At 70.2% G+C, this 16567-nt stretch carries 16 protein-coding genes and 1 riboswitch; of the genes, 11 read left to right on the top strand and 5 right to left on the bottom strand.

Translation table 11 applies throughout. From position 1 onward, the window contains the following. Positions 1–8 precede the first annotated feature (8 nt). Positions 9–1724, top strand: coding sequence for a flavin monoamine oxidase family protein (locus H4N64_RS27140; RefSeq protein ID WP_186285052.1), 1716 nt, complete (start codon positions 9–11; stop codon positions 1722–1724). Between the two features lie 10 nt (positions 1725–1734). Here H4N64_RS27140 and H4N64_RS27135 read toward each other — a convergent pair whose 3' ends face one another. Further along, positions 1735–2421, bottom strand: coding sequence for a DUF5995 family protein (locus H4N64_RS27135; protein ID WP_186285051.1), 687 nt, complete (start codon positions 2419–2421; stop codon positions 1735–1737). A gap of 167 nt (positions 2422–2588) precedes the next feature. Between H4N64_RS27135 and H4N64_RS27130 the strand changes: the two genes are divergently transcribed. Next, on the top strand, positions 2589–3713 hold the full coding sequence (locus H4N64_RS27130; protein WP_186285069.1) for a glycoside hydrolase family 6 protein: 1125 nt from the start codon (positions 2589–2591) through the stop codon (positions 3711–3713). Here H4N64_RS27130 and H4N64_RS27125 read toward each other — a convergent pair. Continuing rightward, positions 3692–5071 carry a uracil-xanthine permease family protein gene (locus H4N64_RS27125; protein WP_186285050.1) on the bottom strand — a complete coding sequence of 460 codons (1380 nt, stop codon included), beginning with the start codon at positions 5069–5071 and terminating at the stop codon, positions 3692–3694. The two genes, H4N64_RS27130 and H4N64_RS27125, sit on opposite strands and share 22 nt — an antisense overlap. A gap of 145 nt (positions 5072–5216) precedes the next feature. On the opposite strand from H4N64_RS27125, the gene H4N64_RS27120 reads away from it, so the two are divergent. Beyond that, positions 5217–5675 carry an acyl-CoA thioesterase gene (locus H4N64_RS27120; protein WP_186285049.1) on the top strand — a complete coding sequence of 153 codons (459 nt, stop codon included), beginning with the start codon at positions 5217–5219 and terminating at the stop codon, positions 5673–5675. On the opposite strand, the gene H4N64_RS27115 is transcribed toward H4N64_RS27120, so the two are convergent. Continuing rightward, a complete protein-coding gene (locus tag H4N64_RS27115) occupies positions 5635–6846 on the bottom strand; it encodes an MFS transporter (protein WP_186285048.1) in 1212 nt (403 codons plus the stop codon). The two genes, H4N64_RS27120 and H4N64_RS27115, sit on opposite strands and share 41 nt — an antisense overlap. Positions 6847–6962: 116 nt before the next feature. On the opposite strand from H4N64_RS27115, the gene H4N64_RS27110 reads away from it, so the two are divergent. Continuing rightward, the gene (locus tag H4N64_RS27110; protein ID WP_186285047.1) at positions 6963–8153 is read left to right on the top strand and encodes an ROK family transcriptional regulator; all 1191 of its coding nucleotides are present in this window, start codon (positions 6963–6965) and stop codon (positions 8151–8153) included. 24 nt (positions 8154–8177) lie between these two features. Here the strand turns inward: H4N64_RS27110 and H4N64_RS27105 are convergent, their stop codons facing one another. Both H4N64_RS27105 and H4N64_RS27100 read right to left on the bottom strand, forming a co-directional pair. Further along, positions 8178–8921 carry an SDR family oxidoreductase gene (locus tag H4N64_RS27105; protein WP_186285046.1) on the bottom strand — a complete coding sequence of 248 codons (744 nt, stop codon included), beginning with the start codon at positions 8919–8921 and terminating at the stop codon, positions 8178–8180. Positions 8922–9056: 135 nt separating this feature from the next. Then, complete coding sequence (locus tag H4N64_RS27100; RefSeq protein ID WP_186285045.1) at positions 9057–11378, bottom strand: chitinase C-terminal domain-containing protein; 2322 nt, start codon at positions 11376–11378, stop codon at positions 9057–9059. A gap of 187 nt (positions 11379–11565) precedes the next feature. Further along, positions 11566–11696, top strand: a riboswitch (FMN riboswitch). Positions 11697–11844: 148 nt separating this feature from the next. On the opposite strand from H4N64_RS27100, the gene H4N64_RS27095 reads away from it, so the two are divergent. From H4N64_RS27095 to H4N64_RS27065, 7 genes are read left to right on the top strand one after another with little or no spacing between them, the layout of a single operon-like run. Continuing rightward, positions 11845–12438, top strand: coding sequence for a riboflavin synthase (locus H4N64_RS27095; RefSeq protein WP_186285044.1), 594 nt, complete (start codon positions 11845–11847; stop codon positions 12436–12438). Beyond that, positions 12435–13076, top strand: a complete 642-nt coding sequence (locus H4N64_RS27090; protein ID WP_186285043.1) for a nicotinamide mononucleotide transporter — start codon at positions 12435–12437, stop codon at positions 13074–13076. Before H4N64_RS27095 ends, H4N64_RS27090 begins: the two co-directional genes overlap by 4 nt. Continuing rightward, complete coding sequence (locus H4N64_RS27085; RefSeq protein WP_186285042.1) at positions 13073–14362, top strand: bifunctional 3,4-dihydroxy-2-butanone-4-phosphate synthase/GTP cyclohydrolase II; 1290 nt, start codon at positions 13073–13075, stop codon at positions 14360–14362. Before H4N64_RS27090 ends, H4N64_RS27085 begins: the two co-directional genes overlap by 4 nt. Positions 14363–14385: 23 nt before the next feature. Further along, positions 14386–14871: a 6,7-dimethyl-8-ribityllumazine synthase gene (ribH, locus tag H4N64_RS27080; RefSeq protein WP_186285041.1), complete on the top strand. Its 486-nt coding sequence runs from the start codon at positions 14386–14388 to the stop codon at positions 14869–14871. Between the two features lie 34 nt (positions 14872–14905). Next, positions 14906–15178 carry a phosphoribosyl-ATP diphosphatase gene (locus H4N64_RS27075; RefSeq protein WP_186285040.1) on the top strand — a complete coding sequence of 91 codons (273 nt, stop codon included), beginning with the start codon at positions 14906–14908 and terminating at the stop codon, positions 15176–15178. Between the two features lie 45 nt (positions 15179–15223). Next, positions 15224–16072 carry an ATP phosphoribosyltransferase gene (gene hisG / locus H4N64_RS27070; protein ID WP_186285039.1) on the top strand — a complete coding sequence of 283 codons (849 nt, stop codon included), beginning with the start codon at positions 15224–15226 and terminating at the stop codon, positions 16070–16072. 12 nt (positions 16073–16084) lie between these two features. Next, positions 16085–16528, top strand: a complete 444-nt coding sequence (locus tag H4N64_RS27065) for a PH domain-containing protein (RefSeq protein ID WP_186285038.1) — start codon at positions 16085–16087, stop codon at positions 16526–16528. The last annotated feature ends 39 nt before the right edge of the window (positions 16529–16567 follow it).

The raw sequence follows: 16567 nt of genomic DNA, 5'->3' as shown, positions 1-16567 counted from the left end.
CGTACCCCATGACGTCCACGGTGCCCAACGCCGTCCAGCACGCCGACGAGCAGCAGCCGCCGATCACCATGTTCGGTCCGGACTTCCCGTACGCGTACGACGACTTCCTCGCCCACCCGGCGGGCCTCGGCCAGATACCCGCGACCGAGCACGGCACCGAGATCGCGGTGATCGGCGGCGGTCTGTCCGGCATCGTGGCCGCGTACGAGCTGATGAAGATGGGCCTCAAGCCCGTCGTCTACGAGGCCGACCAGATCGGTGGCCGGCTGCGCACCGTCGGCTTCGACGGCCCGGGCACCGACGGTCTGACGGCCGAGATGGGCGCGATGCGTTTCCCGCCCTCCTCCACCGCCCTCCAGCACTACATCGACCTGGTGGGCCTTCAGACCCAGCCCTTCCCCAACCCCCTTGCCGAGGCGACGCCTTCGACCGTCGTCGACCTCAAGGGCGAGTCGCACTACGCCGAGACCATCGACGACCTCCCGCAGGTGTACCGGGACGTCGCCGAGGCCTGGAACAAGTGCCTCGAAGAGGGCGCCGACTTCTCCGACATGAACCGCGCGATGCGCGAACGGGACGTCCCGCGCATCCGCGAGATCTGGGCGCAGCTCGTCGAGAAGCTCGACAACCAGACCTTCTACGGCTTCCTCTGCGACTCCGAGGCCTTCAAGTCCTTCCGGCACCGCGAGATCTTCGGCCAGGTCGGCTTCGGCACCGGCGGCTGGGACACCGACTTCCCGAACTCCATCCTGGAAATCCTGCGCGTCGTCTACACCGAGGCCGACGACCACCACCGCGGCATCGTCGGCGGCTCCCAGCAGCTTCCGCTGCGTCTGTGGGAGCGTGAGCCCGAGAAGATCGTGCACTGGGCCCACGGCACCTCGCTCGCGAGCCTGCACGAGAACGGCGCGCCCCGCCCGGCCGTCACCCGCCTGAACCGGACCGCGGGCAACCGGATCACGGTGACCGACGCGGCCGGCGACATCCGCACCTACCAGGCCGCGATCTTCACCGCGCAGTCCTGGATGCTGCTCTCGAAGATCGCCTGCGACGACTCGCTCTTCCCGATCGACCACTGGACGGCGATCGAGCGCACGCACTACATGGAGTCCTCGAAGCTCTTCGTCCCCGTCGACCGGCCGTTCTGGCTGGACAAGGCCGTCGACGACAGGGGAAACCCGACCGGCCGGGACGTCATGTCGATGACCCTCACCGACCGTATGACGCGCGGTACGTACCTCCTCGACGACGGCCCGGACAAGCCCGCCGTCATCTGCCTCTCCTACACCTGGTGCGACGACAGCCTGAAGTGGCTGCCGCTGTCCGCGAACGAGCGGATGGAGGTCATGCTGAAGTCGCTCGGCGAGATTTACCCGAAGGTCGACATCAGGAAGCACATCATCGGCAACCCGGTGACCGTGTCGTGGGAGAACGAGCCCTACTTCATGGGCGCGTTCAAGGCCAACCTGCCCGGCCACTACCGCTACCAGCGGCGCCTGTTCACGCACTTCATGCAGGACCGGCTGCCCGAGGACAAGCGGGGCATCTTCCTCGCCGGCGACGACATCTCCTGGACGGCCGGCTGGGCCGAGGGCGCGGTGCAGACCGCGCTGAACGCGGTGTGGGGCGTCATGCACCACCTCGGCGGGTCGACCGACGCGACCAACCCCGGCCCGGGTGACCTGTACGACGAGATCGCGCCGGTTGAGCTGCCGGAGGACTGACCGGTCCGGGTCAGTCCGGCAGTGGGGTGAGCAGCATGCGGCCCGCGAACCCCACCGCCGCGTCAAGGCGCTCGGTGAACTCCTCGGCCAGATCGGGGAGTCGGCGCAGCGCCCACAGCGCCCGGGCCGCCGACCAGGTGGCGTCCCGGGCCCGCTCCAGGCTCCACGAGCCGAGCAGATGGGTCAGTGGGTCGGCGATCTGGAGCAGGTCGGGTCCCGGCATCAGATCTTCGCGGATCCGCTCCTCCAGCGAGACGAGGAGATCACCCACGCGATCGAACTCGTCCTCCAGGTCGGTGGGTTCGCAGTCGAGCGTACGACAGGCGTCCACGACGGCGAGCGCCAGATCGTGGCCGATGTGCGCATTGATGCCCGCCAGCGCGAACTGCAACGGTCGTACGCCGGGATGGCGGCGGAACTGGAACAGGGGCCGCCAGCAGGCGGGTGGGCGCCGCTCGTCGGCGACCGTGTCGACCGCCGCGAGATAGCGCTCCGCGAACCGCACGTCCAGCGTGATCGCGGCCCGCGCGTCCGCGAACCGGCCCGCGCCGATGCGCCGGTCCACCGCCTCGGTCACCGCCAGGTAGACGCGGTTGAAGACGGCGACGCCGTCCCGGGCGGGCAGGTCCGCGTCAAGGGCGCGCATACGGCGAATGACCGCGTCCACAGGTGAGGTGAGTTGTTCGCATTGCGCCATGGGGGCAGAGTCGCAGCTTTAGGCTGGCGGAAGTACCGGCGGGCCCGACGCTTCCCCAGAACGGGGGAACGCGCCCGCCGCGGGGGGAGTGAGCAGTGGCAGGGCTACGTGCCCAGCGTCTGGCCGCGCGCAGGTCCGCGCGGCGGCGGACCGCACGGCGGGGAGCCATGGTCGTGGCCGCCTCCGTCGTGGTCGCCGTCGGTACCGCGGCCGGGATGATCTCGGCGCTGGACGAAGGGGGCGGCTCCGACGAGGCCCGCCCCGAGGTGACGTACTCGCCGCGTCTGCAGTCACTGCCCGTGGAGCCGCCGGTGTCCCTGTCGCCCAGCGAGTCGCCCTCCGCCTCGCCCTCGCCGACGAAGAAGAAGGCGAGCCCCACGCCCTCGCCGACGAAGACCGAGCGCGAGCGGCAGACGGCCGCCGTGTTGACCCGCTTGTACCGGCACCCCGAGTCCCAACTGCTGGACTGGGTCCGGGAGAACACCGGTGATCCACGGCACGGCGTCATACAGTCCCGGATCGCCGCGCAGCCGGCCGCGGTGTGGTTCGCCGACTTCAGCCCGGACACCATCACCGCCCGGGTCCGCGCGGTCACTTCCGGCGGCGCCGCCCTTGGCCGGGTGCCGGTGGTCGTGGCGTACGCGATCCGGGACCGCGACTGCGGCGGGGCCAGCCAGGGCGGGGCGCCCGACCTCGACGCCTACGACGACTGGATCGACCGCTTCGCCGCAGGGCTCGGCTCCGACGACGTCATCGTCGTCCTGGAACCCGATTCCGTCGCCCAGGCCGAGTGCCTCTCGGGCGGTCAACGCGCCGACCGCTTCGCCTCGTTGGCCCGCGCGGGGCGCGTCCTGAAGGAGGCCAACCCCAGGGCCCGCGTCTACTACGACGCTGGCCACTCCGGCTGGCACGCTCCCGGCAAACAGGCGGGCTGGCTGAAGCAGGCCGGCGCCGCCTTGCCCGCCTCCTCCGACGGGATCTTCAGCAACGTCTCCAACTTCCACGCCACGGCCGACGAGATCGCCTACGACCGACAGGTCCTCGTGGCCCTCGGCGGCCCCGCCTCGCTCGGCGCCGTCATCGACACCAGCCGCAACGGCAACGGCGCCCCGGCGGACGGCGAGTGGTGCGACCCGGCGGGACGGAGGATCGGCCGGGCCCCCACCCTGAGCACGGGGGAGGCGCGGATCGACGGCTACCTGTGGGTCAAGCTGCCGGGGGAGTCCGACGGCTGCAAGGGGACGCCGGGCACGTTCAGCCCTTCGTACGCCTACGACCTGGCCTCGCCGTAGGAGGACGTGCCCTCGTCGAGGAGCGGCTCCTGTGTCTTGAGGTGGGCCGGGGCGAAGAAGCGCAGGGCGTGGTAGCCGGTGATGACGACCAGGGTGCCCAGCGCGATGCCGCTCAGCTCGAAGGTGTCGGTGAACTCCATGGTGACGTTGCCGACGCCGATGATGATGCCCGCGGCGGCCGGCACCAGGTTGAGCGGGTTGCGCAGGTCCACCTCGGCGTTGATCCAGATCTGCGCGCCGAGCAGGCCGATCATGCCGTACAGGATGACGGTGATGCCGCCGAGGACGCCGCCCGGGATGGCGGCGACGATCGCGCCGAACTTCGGGCACAGGCCGAAGAGGAGGGCGAAACAGGCGGCGGCCCAGTACGCGGCCGTGGAATAGACGCGGGTGGCCGCCATGACGCCGATGTTCTCGGAGTACGTGGTGGTGGGCGGGCCGCCGACCGCGGTGGAGAGCACGGAGCCGACGCCGTCGGCGGAGATCGCGGTGCCGAGCTTGTCGTCCAGGTCGTCGCCGGTCATCTCGCCGACGGCCTTGACGTGTCCTGCGTTCTCGGCGACGAGGGCGATGACGACGGGCAGGGCGACCAGGATCGCCGACCACTCGAAGGACGGGCCGTGGACGGTGGGCAGTCCGATCCAGTCGGCCTGGCCGACGCCGGAGAGGTCCAGGCGCCAGTGGTCGGTGAGCCTGCCGCTCGCGTCGACCGAGTGGATCTTCCCGAAGATCCGGTCGAAGGCCCAGGAGATGCCGTAGCCGAAGATCAGTCCGAGGAAGATCGCGATCCGGGACCAGAAACCGCGCAGACAGACGACGGCCAGGCCGGTGAAGAGCATCACCAGCAGGGCGGTCCACTGGTCCTGGGGCCAGTAGGTGCTCGCGGTGACCGGCGCGAGGTTGAAGCCGATCAGCATCACGACCGCGCCCGTGACGATCGGCGGCATCGCGGCGTGGATGATCCGTGCGCCGAAGCGCTGGACGGCGACGCCGACGAGGAAAAGCGCGACACCGACGACCAGGACCGCGCCGGTCACGGTGGCGCTGGTGCCGCCCTCGGCGCGGATGACCGCCGCGACGCCCACGAAGGACAGCGAGCAGCCCAGATAGCTGGGCACCCGGCCGCGCGTGGCGAGCAGGAAGACCATGGTCGCGACGCCCGACATCATGATCGCCAGATTGGGGTCGAGGCCCATCAGGACCGGGGCCACGAAGGACGCCCCGAACATCGCCACCACATGCTGGGCGCCGAGCCCGGCCGTGCGCGGCCAGGAGAGCCGTTCGTCGGGCCGGACCACCGCTCCGGGCGCCGGCGTGCGTCCGTCGCCGTGCAGTTTCCAGCGGACGCCAAGATCCATGGTGCGGTTTCGCTTTCGGGCGTGCGTGCGGGTGTCCGGACCATTGTCAGGGGTGAATGGGGATGCTGAGGTCCAGGTGAACAGGGGTGCTGAGCGTCCGCTTAGGATGAGAGGTCCGCGTTTCAACTGTCCGGGAGTACGACCCATGACCGCCGAAGTCCCGATCGCCCCCGCCCTGTCGTACGGCCGGCTGATCCCCGTCACCGTCCACTTCGACGACCTGGACGCGCTCGGGCTGCTGCACAACGCCCGCTACCCGGTGATGGTCGAGCGGGCCTGGGCCGAGCTGTGGCAGGAGCACGGCTTCCGCTTCGAGGGCGACTGGGCCGCGGCCGGCGACGCCTGCAACGCGGTCAAGGAACTGCGGATCAGCTACGAGGCGCCGGTGACCAAGCCCGGCGGCTACGCCGTCCACCTCTGGCTGGAGCGGCTCGGCAACACCGGGCTGACCTACGGCTTCCGCTTCTGCTCGGCGGACGGCGCGGTGACCTACGCCGAGGGTGCCCGGGTGCTGGTCCGGCTCGACTCCGCGACGCTCAGGCCGGCGCCGTGGAGCGAGCGGTTCAGGGCCGCGGGTCGGGAACTGCTGCGTCCGGCCGGCTGATCGTCGCGGGCTTGCGCTCGGCGGTGCGCAGTACGCCCGCGAAGGCGGCGAGCCCGGTCGCCAGCAGCGTCACCAGACCGAACGACACCACCAGGCTGGTCGCCTGGGCAAGACCGCCGATCGCGCTGGGCGCGACCAGGCCCGAGGTGTACGTGATGGTCGCGACGCCCGCGATGGCCTGACTGGGGTTGGGGCCGCTGCGGCCCGCCGCGGCGAAGCACAGCGGCACGACCACCGCGATGCCCAGGCCCATCAGACCGAAGCCGGTCATCGCCGGCACGGGATGGTTCGCCACGACGATCAGCAGACCGCCGACGGCCGCGAGGACACCGCCGGTACGGACGGTGCGCACGGCGCCGTACCGGTCCACCACCTTGTCGCCCGCGATCCGGGCGACGGCCATGGTGAGCGTGAAGCCCATCGTGCAGGCGGCGGCCAGACCGGCCGAGGCCGCCAACTCGTCGCGCAGATAGACCGCGGACCAGTCCAGGCTCGCGCCCTCCGCGAACACCGCGCAGAATCCGACCGCGCCGATGAGCAGTGCCGAGCGGGGCGGCAGCGCGAACCGGGGCGGGGGTTCCTCGTCCTGGGCCGGCTGGAGGTCGAGCACCCAGGCGCAGGCGGCCACACCGAGGATCGTCAGTACGGCCGCCGCCACCAGGTGGTGCAGCCGTGCGTCGGTGCCCAGGTGTGCGGCGAGTGTGCCGCCGAGCGAGCCGAGGACGGCGCCCGCGCTCCACATGCCGTGCAGGCCGGACATGATCGACCGGCCCAGGCGGTTCTCCACCTCCACACCGAGCGCGTTCATCGCGACGTCCGCCATTCCGGAGGTGGCGCCGTAGACGAACAGGGCGAGGCAGAGGGTGAGGAGGTTCGGGGCGAGGGACGGCAGCACCAGGGCGAGCGTCCACATTGCGATCAGCGCGCGCAGGGCGCCCCGGGCACCGAACCGGTGGGTGATGCCTCCGGCGAGCGGCATCGCCACGGAGGCGCCGAGCGCGGGGAAGGCCAGGGCGAGCCCCAACTGGCCCGCGCTCACCGAGGCGTGGTCCTGGATCCATGGCACACGGGTCGCGAACGAGCCGGTCACGGCTCCGTGCACGGTGAAGACGGCGGCCACGGCATAGCGCGCCCGCCTCACCTCGCGTCCGTCGTAGACCACGTCACTCATGCTCAGGCCCCTCCCTCGCGTCTGCTGGTGGCGTAAACTATCAGGAACCCTGCCTGATAGATAGGGGATCAGAGGCCGCGCATCGCACGGCCACGCCGATCTGGAAGGATCCCGGCATGTCCGCATCCCCCAGCACCGCCCGGGCCATCAACGACCGGCTGGCCCTGCGCCTGCTCCAGCAGGAGGGCCCGTTGACGGCGGGGCGGCTCAAGGAGCTGACCGGACTGTCCCGGCCGAGCGTCGCCGACCTCGTCGACCGCCTCACCGCCGCCGGACTGATCGAGGTCGTGGGGGAGTCGGGCGAGCAACGCCGGGGACCCAACGCCAAGGTGTACGGCATCGTCGCCGGCCGGGCGCATCTTGCGGCGCTGGATGTGCGCACCGAGGGGGTCGCGGTGGCCGTGTCCGACCTGGTGGGCGAGGTGCTCGCGGAGGCGTCGGCGCCGATCGACGGGGGCGTGGGAACGGGCCCCGCCGTGGAGCAGGCGGTGGCGCTGGTGGAGCGGGCGGTCAAAGAGGCGGGCGTGGACCGGCCGCACACGGTCGGCATCGGCGCGCCGGGCCTGATCGACCCGGCGACGGGTGAACTGCGCAGCTCCACGGGCCTTCCGGAGTGGCACCGGCGTCTCGTGGCGGCGCTCCAGGAGCGGCTTCCCGAGGCGCGGGTCAGCGTGGAGAACGAGACGAACCTGGCGGCGGTGGCGGAACAGCGGGACGGAGCCGCGGCGGACCGCGACACCTTCGTCCTCCTCTGGCTCGGCGTGGGCGTCGGCGCCGCGGTCGTCCTGGACGGCGTCCTGCGCCGGGGCGCCTCGGGCGGCACGGGCGAGATCGGCTTCCTTCCGGTACCGGGCACGACGGGCCTGCCCTCGGCGACGGGCTGCGACGGTGGCTTCCACTCCCTGGCGGGGGCGGCGGCGATCGCGGAACTGGCGGCGGAACACGGAGTGACGGCGCCGGAGGCACCGGGCGAACCACATGCGGCGACCCTGGTCCGTACGGCGGCGGAATCCGCGTCCCTCGCTCCCCACGGCGCCTTCCTGAACACCCTCGCCGACCGCCTGGCCCTCGGCGCCGCCGCGGTGATCTCGGTCCTGGACCCTGGCTGCGTGGTCCTCGGGGGCGAGATCGGGCGAGCGGGCGGAGAGGAACTGGCGGCAAGAGTCCAGGACCGCCTGCTCCACCTGTCCCCGCTGCCCACGGAGGTACGGGCCGGCAGGCTGGGCGGGGAGGCGGTGCTGCGGGGGGCACTGCTGACGGCGCGGGACCGGGCCCAGGAGGAACTGTTCGCTCCGCCCGTGCGCTAGGGGCGGCGGGGGCGAAGAAGCGTCTCAGCGGCCGAAACGTACCGCCAGATGCTCGTCGAACGTGCCCTTCCCCACCGCACGCTCCGGCGCCAAGTGGCCCCCAGCTCTGAAGGCCCGGTACGCCTTGCCCGCCAGAGGCACGTTCACCACCCGCCGCTTCCGACCCGTCGCCTTCAGGTAGGCCCGGGCCAGGGAGTCGAGCGCCCGCGCCTCCGGCCCCGCCATGTCCTCGACCCGGCCCGCGGGGGCGGCCAGAGCCAGTTCGACCAGACGGTCCGCCACCTCCGCCACGTCGACCGGCTGGTCCCGCACCCCCGCCGGGAGCAGCATCACCGGCGGCTTGGACAGGACCCCGAAGACCTGCACCAGCAAGTCGTGGAACTGTGTCGCCCGCAGGATCGTGAAGCCGACGCCCGAGTTCTCGATCAGCTTCTCCACCGCGAGCTTGCTCCGGTAGTAGCCGAACGGCACCCGGTCGACGCCGACGATCGAGATGTAGACCAGATGGCCCACCCCCGCCCTCCGCGCCGCCGCGATCAGATGCGACGCCGCCTCCTCGTCCCCACCGCGCGGCGAACTGGCGCAGTGCACGATCGTGTCCACACCGGAGACGGCCGCGTCCAGCCCGGGCCCGCCCTCACGCAGATCCACGGCGTACGGCTGCGTGTGCCTGCTGAGCACCCGCACCTCGTGCCCGTCCGCCCCCAGCCGCTCCACGACGAGCCGCCCGAGGGTTCCGGTACCGCCGGTCACCAGGATCGAGGTCATGCTGTTCCGTCCTTTCGCAGGCCGAAGCCGCTAAGCCAGTTCAGTCATGACGAACCCTAGTTCGTCGGGATGTTGGAGGCCCGGCGGCGGGCAAGGGCCGTCGTCACCGCCGCCGGGCCGGTCCGAGCGCGGGGCTCAGCAGGCGCCGAGGTCCTGCCACACACCCCATTCACCGGTGGTCCCGGGCTCCTCGCCCTTCGTCCACCACTTGGCCTTCCACGAGTGGCCCTGGTGGGACACGGTGCCGCCCCCGCCGTACTCCGTGCTCGCGCTCCAGGCCGGAGCCGTGCACGAGCCGGTCCCGTCGGAGGGAGTCGGCGACGGAGTGGGAGTCCCGCTCCCCGGCTCCACCACCGTCGTGCCCCGAGTGAGATCCCCCGCCAGCGCATACGTCGTCCCCCCGAACGTCACCGTCCAGTTCGACGGCGTCGACACCGGCAGGTAGTACACGAAGTCCAGCTCCACCGACGCCCCGGGCGCCAGCGTCTGCCAGCTCGGCAGCTTCAGCGAGACACGGTGGTGGTCGCCCTTCAGCCCGCCGACATTGCTCCCGGTGTGGTCACTGCGGATCACCGAAGTACCCCACCCGGACTGGTCCTTGGCGTTCCCGGGAGCCGAAGTGCCGTAGTCGAACCGGAACTCCGTCCCACCCGGCAGCGTCGCCGACGTGTTGTTCGTGATCTTCAGCTTCGGACTGATCGGGTAGTTGGAGTCACCCAGCGGGAACTGACCGAACTCCACACCGATGTTCAGCGCCTTGCCCGGCAGATCGACCGTCGACCGCTTCGCGCCGTACGGGGAGGCGGACTTGAACTTCTCGTACATCGCCGTCGTCAGCGTCGACCCCGGCTCGTACTGCCCCTTCGCCGCGTTCCAGCCGTAGTCACCGGCCAGCTCCCACACCATCGTGCCGCCGATGCCGTTCTCGACGACGTAGTCGGCCTTGGCGTTCACCGACTGCTCGTCCTCGGTGGACAGGAACACCTTCTTCTCGGCGTTCCACAGCCACGGCGCGACCAGCGTGGAGTCGTACTTACGGGCGTAGGTTCCGGTCAGCTCGGTGCCGGCGGGGAAGCCGTACTTCGTCATGTAGTCCCCGACGACGCCCTTCTCCAGGTTCTTGGCGTGCCACATCGGGTTCGAACCAGCGGGCGACTCCTTGCCGTTGGTGTCGAGGTCGTGCCAGAGGTTGTCGATCCCGGTGGCACCGTCACCGCACTTGGTGAGCCCGGATCCGGCAGGGCAGTTCGTGGACGCCGCCTTGCCCCACAGCCCGTCGGTCCCGCCGGTGACGTTCTTGAATCCCCTTGTGTAGTAGGGGAGGCCGATGTTGATCCGTCCGGCCGGCATCGAACCGCGGAAGTAGTGATACGACCAGTCGGTGTTCAGATAGCCGATTCCGCCGTACTGGGCGGTCGAATACACGCCCGCGGCGGCGAGTTCGGCGTCCTTGCCGTCGTCGAAGAGCGAGGCGTTCGGGCCGACGTACTCGTTCCAGGCGCCATGGAGGTCGTACGACATGATGTTGACGTAGTCCAGGTACTTCTGGACCTGGAAGGTCTCCATGCCGCGCAGCAGATATCCGGAGGAAGGTGCCGCGACCGAGAGAAGATAGTGCCTGCCGTCCGCCGCGCCCGCCCGGTCGAGCTTCTCGCGCAGGGTCTTCATCAGGGCCGCGTAGCCCTTGACCAGGCCTGACCTGCGGGCGTTGGAGAGGGACCAGTCGAGCGGGTTGCCCGCGTCCTTCATCGTCGTCGGGTACTCGTAGTCGATGTCGACGCCGTTGAAGCCGTACTTCCTGATGAAGTCGACCGCGGAATCGGCGAAGGTGTCGATGCCCGCCTGATTGACCGAGCCGTCGGCGTTGGTCGCCATCGAGTAGAAGCCGCCCGAGTTCACGCGCGTGCCGTCGTCCGCGAAATAGCCGCCGGTCTCGGCCCAACCGCCTACCGATATCAGCGTCTTGACGTTCGGATGCTGCTTCTTGAATTTGTTGAGCAGGTTGAAATGGCCCTTGTAGGAGAACGCGGGATCCATCTCGGCGCCGCTCACGCCCGGCCAGGTCATCCCGGTCGCCGCGTTGGTCGCGCTGTCCGTGCCGACGGAGATCTTGTTCGAGCCGTCGATGTGCGCGAACGCGTAGTTGAGGTGCGTGACCTTGTCCCATGGGATGTCCGGGGCGAGATAGGCGGGCGTGCCGTCCTTGCCGGTGCGCCAGCCGGTGAAGTAGCCGATCACCCGGCGCTGGTGGTCGGCGCCCATCTTCTCCCGGCCCTCGGCGTCGTAGACCGAGCAGTACGGGACATCGACGCCGGGCGTCTTGTAGAGCCCGTCGGGGCGGCAGGACTCCTGGTCGGCGGCGTGCGAGACGGTGGCCGGGAGCCCGGCGAGCACCAGTCCTGCGACCGTGGCCGCCGCGCCGAGCAGGGCGGGTCTCGCTCGGTTGCGTGACAGCAAGTCGGTTCCTCTCCACGGAAGTTGCGCAGACCTTAGGGAGGACTAGACCAATGAGTCAATAGGTATGGACCAATTCGGGAATGGATTCAGGAGCGAAGAAGTCCATCCGGACAGCCTGTGAGCCACCCCACAGCCCTCACCCGCATGGACGCCCACCCGGCGTGGCACACTGGCCCTGTACCAGAAGCAGCGCACTCCGGGGTCGGTGAAAGTCCGAACCGGCGGTTACAGTCCGCGACCCGACCGCTTCCAGCGGCCGGTTGACCAGGTGAAATTCCTGGACCGACGGTTAAAGTCCGGATGGGAGGCAGTGCGCGGCGGGCGGGCATTCGTGCGCGCCGCCGATTTGAGTTCGTCCCTCGCGGATGGATCTTTCCGGCGTCGCCCCCGGTGTCGTCGTCCGTAGTCTCTGTCGTTCTTCGACAGCCCCGGAGTCCGTGCCCCATGAGGCAGGAGGACCCGGGAAGTGTTCACCGGAATCGTCGAAGAGCTGGGCGAGATCACCGCCGTCGAGAACCTCGGCGACGCCTGTCGCTTCCGTCTGCGCGGCCCCGTCGTCACCGACGGCGCCAAGCACGGCGACTCCATCGCGGTCAACGGCGTCTGCCTCACGGTCGTGGACCACGAGGGCGACGAGTTCACCGCCGATGTGATGGCCGAGACCCTGAACCGCTCCAGCCTGGGCGCCCTCGACGTCGGCTCCCGTGTCAACCTGGAGCGCCCCACCGCGGTCGGCGCCCGCCTCGGCGGCCACATCGTGCAGGGCCATGTCGACGGCACCGGCGCGGTGCTGGAGCGCAAGCCCTCCGACAACTGGGAGATCATCAAGATCTCGCTCCCCGCGGACCTCGCCCGGTACGTCGTGGAGAAGGGCTCCATCACCGTCGACGGCATCAGCCTCACCGTCGTCGACGCGGGCCCCGACTACTTCACCGTCAGCCTCATCCCCACCACCCTCGCCCTGACCACGCTCGGCATCAAGCAGCCCGGCGACCCGGTCAACCTGGAAGTCGACGTCGTCGCCAAGTACGTCGAGCGGCTGCTGGGAGCGACCAAGTGAACTGGCTCAACTCCGAGGCCTTCGTCCTGTTCGGCCAGCACATCATCTGGTCGGACATGGCCGGCAACATCTTCGGCCTCATCGCCCTCGCCCTCGGCTGGCGGCGCTCCGTGTGGACCTGGCCGGTGCAGTTCCTCGCCGGCCTCATCCTCTTCGGCGCCTTCTTCGGCCACCTGACCGGCAGCGCGGGCAAGCAGGCGGTCATCATGGCCGTCGCCCTGTACGGCTGGTGGCAGTGGAAGCGCGGCACGGGTCAGGCGGAGGACGGCCATATCTCCGTACGGTTCGCCACCTGGCGCGAGCGCGGCGCGATGGTCGCGGCGGGCGCCGCCGGCACCGTCGCGGTGGCCCTGCTCTTCAAGGCGTACCCGAGCCTGTCCTGGGACCCTTGGCCGGACGCCTACATCTTCGTCGGCACCATCGTCGCCATGTACGCGCAGGCTCGCGGCATGGTCGAGTTCTGGTTCGCCTGGCTCCTCGTCGACCTGGTCGGCGTCCCGCTGAGTTTCGAGAACGGCTACGCCTTCTCCGGCTTCGTCTACGTCATCTACGGCGCACTCGTCCTGTGGGGCATGCGCGACTGGTGGCTGCGCTCCCGCAGGGACACGCGGCCCGTCCTGGAAGGAGCGCCCGCGTGAGCACCTCACCCGTCCTGTACAGCACCGACAACATCGAGGACTGGTCGCTCGACCCGGTCGAGCAGGCCATCGCCGACATCGCCGCGGGCCGCCCGGTCGTGGTCGTCGACGACGAGGACCGGGAGAACGAGGGCGACCTCGTCATCGCCGCCGAGAAGGCGACCCCCGAGATCGTCGCGTTCATGATGAGCGAGTGCCGCGGTCTGATCTGCGCCCCCATGGAGGGCGAGGAGCTGGACCGGCTGCGCATCCCGCAGATGGTCGAGAACAACACCGAGTCGATGAAGACCGCGTTCACAGTCACCGTCGACGCCTCCGGCGCTCACGGTGTGACCACCGGTATCTCGGCCTCGGACCGCTCGACCACGCTTCAGCTGCTCGCCAGTGGTGAGGCGCAGGCCGACGACTTCGTCCGCCCCGGCCACATCTTCCCGCTGCGCGCCAAGCCCGGCGGCGTCCTGGCCCGCAACGGCCACACCGAGGCCGCCGTCGACCTCGCCCGCCTCGCGGGCCTGCGCCCGGCCGGCGCCATCGTGGAGATCGCCGGCGAGGACGGCCGGATGCTGCGGCTGCCCGAGCTGATCCCGTTCGCCCGCAAGCACGGCCTGACGATCATCTCCATCGAGGACCTGATCGCCTACCGCCGCTCCGCCGAGCCCACCGTACGCCGCGAGGCCGAGGTCCACCTGCCGACCGCGCACGGCACCTTCACGGCGTACGGCTACCGCTCCACCGTCGACGGCGTCGAGCACGTCGCCCTGGTGCACGGCGAGATCGGCGACGGCGAGGACGTCGTGGTCCGCGTCCACTCCGAATGCCTCACCGGCGATGTCTTCGGCTCCCTGCGCTGCGACTGCGGCCCCCAGCTCGACGCCGCCCTGGAGCGCATCCAGGCCGAGGGCCGGGGCGTCGTGGTCTATCTGCGCGGCCACGAGGGACGCGGTATCGGCCTGCTGTCCAAGCTGCGCGCCTACGAGCTCCAGGAGCGCGGCCGCGACACCCTGGACGCCAACCTGGAACTCGGCCTGCCCGCCGACGCGCGCGACTACGCGGCCGGCGCCCAGATCCTCGAAGATCTTGGCGTGCGCAGCGTGCGCCTGATGACCAACAACCCCGACAAGACCGACGCGCTCGTCCGGCACGGCATCAAGGTCACGGACCGGGAGCCGATGCCCGTCACCGCGGGCGAGCACAACCTCCGGTACCTGCGCACCAAGCGGGACCGGATGGGACACGATCTGCCCTGGCTGGAGGCGGCCCCCGTCTCCGCGTGCGGCAACCAGTAGGCGAGAAACACACAAGGAGAGACGTGAGCGGCAAGGGTGCACCGGAACTGTCCGTACAGGGCGTGGGCGATCTGCGGGTCGCCGTCATCGCGGCGCAGTGGCACGAAAAGGTGATGGACGGCCTGGTGGACGGCGCCCTGCGCGCCCTGCACGACCTCGGCATCGACGAGCCGACCCTGCTCAGGGTCCCCGGCAGCTGGGAGCTCCCGGTCGTCGCCAAGGTCCTCGCGGGCCGCGGCTACGACGCCATCGTGGCCCTCGGCGTCGTCATCCGGGGCGGCACCCCGCACTTCGAGTACGTGTGCCAGGGCGTCACCCAGGGCCTCACCCAGGTCTCCGTCGAGACCGGCGTCCCCGTCGGCTTCGGCGTGCTCACCTGCGACACCGAGGAGCAGGCCCTGGACCGCGCCGGTATCGAGGGCTCCAACGAGGACAAGGGGCACGAGGCGGTGACCGCGGCGGTCGCCACCGCGGCCACCCTGCGTTCAGTATCTGAACCCTGGCGCTGACGAACCGGGTGAGTGGCATAGGCTGAGCGTCACCATGTCCAAGAAGACGTTCGAGGAGCTCTTCACCGAGCTCCAGCACAAGGCCGCCAACGGCGATCCCGCCACGTCCCGCACCGCGGAACTGGTCGAGAAGGGCGTCCACGCCATCGGCAAGAAGGTCGTCGAAGAGGCCGCCGAGGTCTGGATGGCCGCCGAGTACGAGGGCAAGGACGCGGCCGCCGAGGAGATCTCGCAGCTGCTGTACCACGTCCAGGTGATGATGGTCGCGCGCGGGATCTCCCTCGACGACGTCTACGCCCACCTCTGAGCCGCCGCACCCACCCGCACATCTCACGCAAAGGAAGCCGACCTCATGCTGCGCATCGCCGTCCCCAACAAGGGTTCCCTGTCAGGCCCTGCGGCGGAGATGCTGCATGAGGCCGGCTACCAGCAGCGCCGCGAGTCCAAGGAACTGCGCATCGTCGACCCGGAGAACGAGGTCGAGTTCTTCTACCTCCGCCCCCGTGACATCGCGATCTATGTCTCCTCCGGCCGTCTCGACATCGGCATCACGGGCCGCGACCTGCTGATCGACTCCGCCGCCGACGCCGAGGAGATCCTCCCGCTCGGCTTCGCCCGCTCCACGTTCCGCTTCGCCGCCAAGCCCGGCACCGCGAACGGCGTCGAGGACCTGAAGGGCAAGACGGTCGCCACGTCCTACGAGGGCATCGTCGAGGGGCACCTCGCCGACAACGGCATCGACGCCTCCGTCGTCCACCTCGACGGCGCCGTCGAGACGGCCATCGAGCTCGGAGTCGCCGAGGTCATCGCCGACGTCGTCGAGACCGGCACCTCGCTGCGCAACGCCGGCCTTGAGGTCTTCGGCGAACCGATCATGAAGTCCGAGGCCGTCGTGATCCGCCGTACCGGCGCCGACGCCGAGGACCCCAAGGTGCAGCAGTTCCTGCGCCGCCTCCAGGGCGTCCTGGTGGCCCGGACGTACGTGATGATGGACTACGACTGCCGCGTCGAGCAGTTGGAGAAGGCCGTCGCCCTCACTCCGGGCCTGGAGTCCCCGACCGTCTCCCCGCTGCACAACGAAGGCTGGGTCGCGGTCCGGGCGATGGTCCCCGCCAAGGAGGCCCAGCGGATCATGGACGACCTGTACGACATCGGCGCGCGGGCCATCCTCACCACGGCCATCCACGCCTGCCGTCTCTGAGAGCCGTACGCCATGTCCGAACTGCCCGCCTTGCCCGTCACCTTCCGGCCGGGCCGCACCCGCGCGGTCCTGCTCACCGCCGGTACCGCCATCTTCGTGGTGATCACCGCGGTGGCCCTGCTGCTGGAGAAGCTCGGCCCCGGCGAGCGCCTGAGCTTCATCTTCACCGGGGCGCTTATGTTCGGCGTCCTGGCCCTGCTCGCCCGGGTCAAGGTCGTCGCCGACGAGTCCGGCGTGACCGTCGTGAACATCGCCGGCCGGCGGCGTCTCGACTGGGCCGAGATCATCCAGGTGAACCTCCGGCCCGGTGACCCCTGGGTGTTCCTCAACCTCAGCGACGGCACCAGCCTGCCCGTACTGGGCATCCAGCCGGGTATCGCCAAGCAGCGCGCGATCGAGGACGCCCGCGCCCTGCGAGCGCTCGTCGAGGCCCGCACGACAAGGGATCTGCCGTAGAGAGCCCTGCCTTGATTAATCTGTTGGCGGAGGCGTTTC

Source organism: Streptomyces cupreus (genome assembly GCF_014257025.1).
GTDB classification, from domain to species: Bacteria; Actinomycetota; Actinomycetes; order Streptomycetales; family Streptomycetaceae; genus Streptomyces; species Streptomyces cupreus.
The sequence above is the reverse complement of the archived record's forward strand: the minus strand, read 5'-3'. Positions and strand labels throughout refer to the sequence as shown.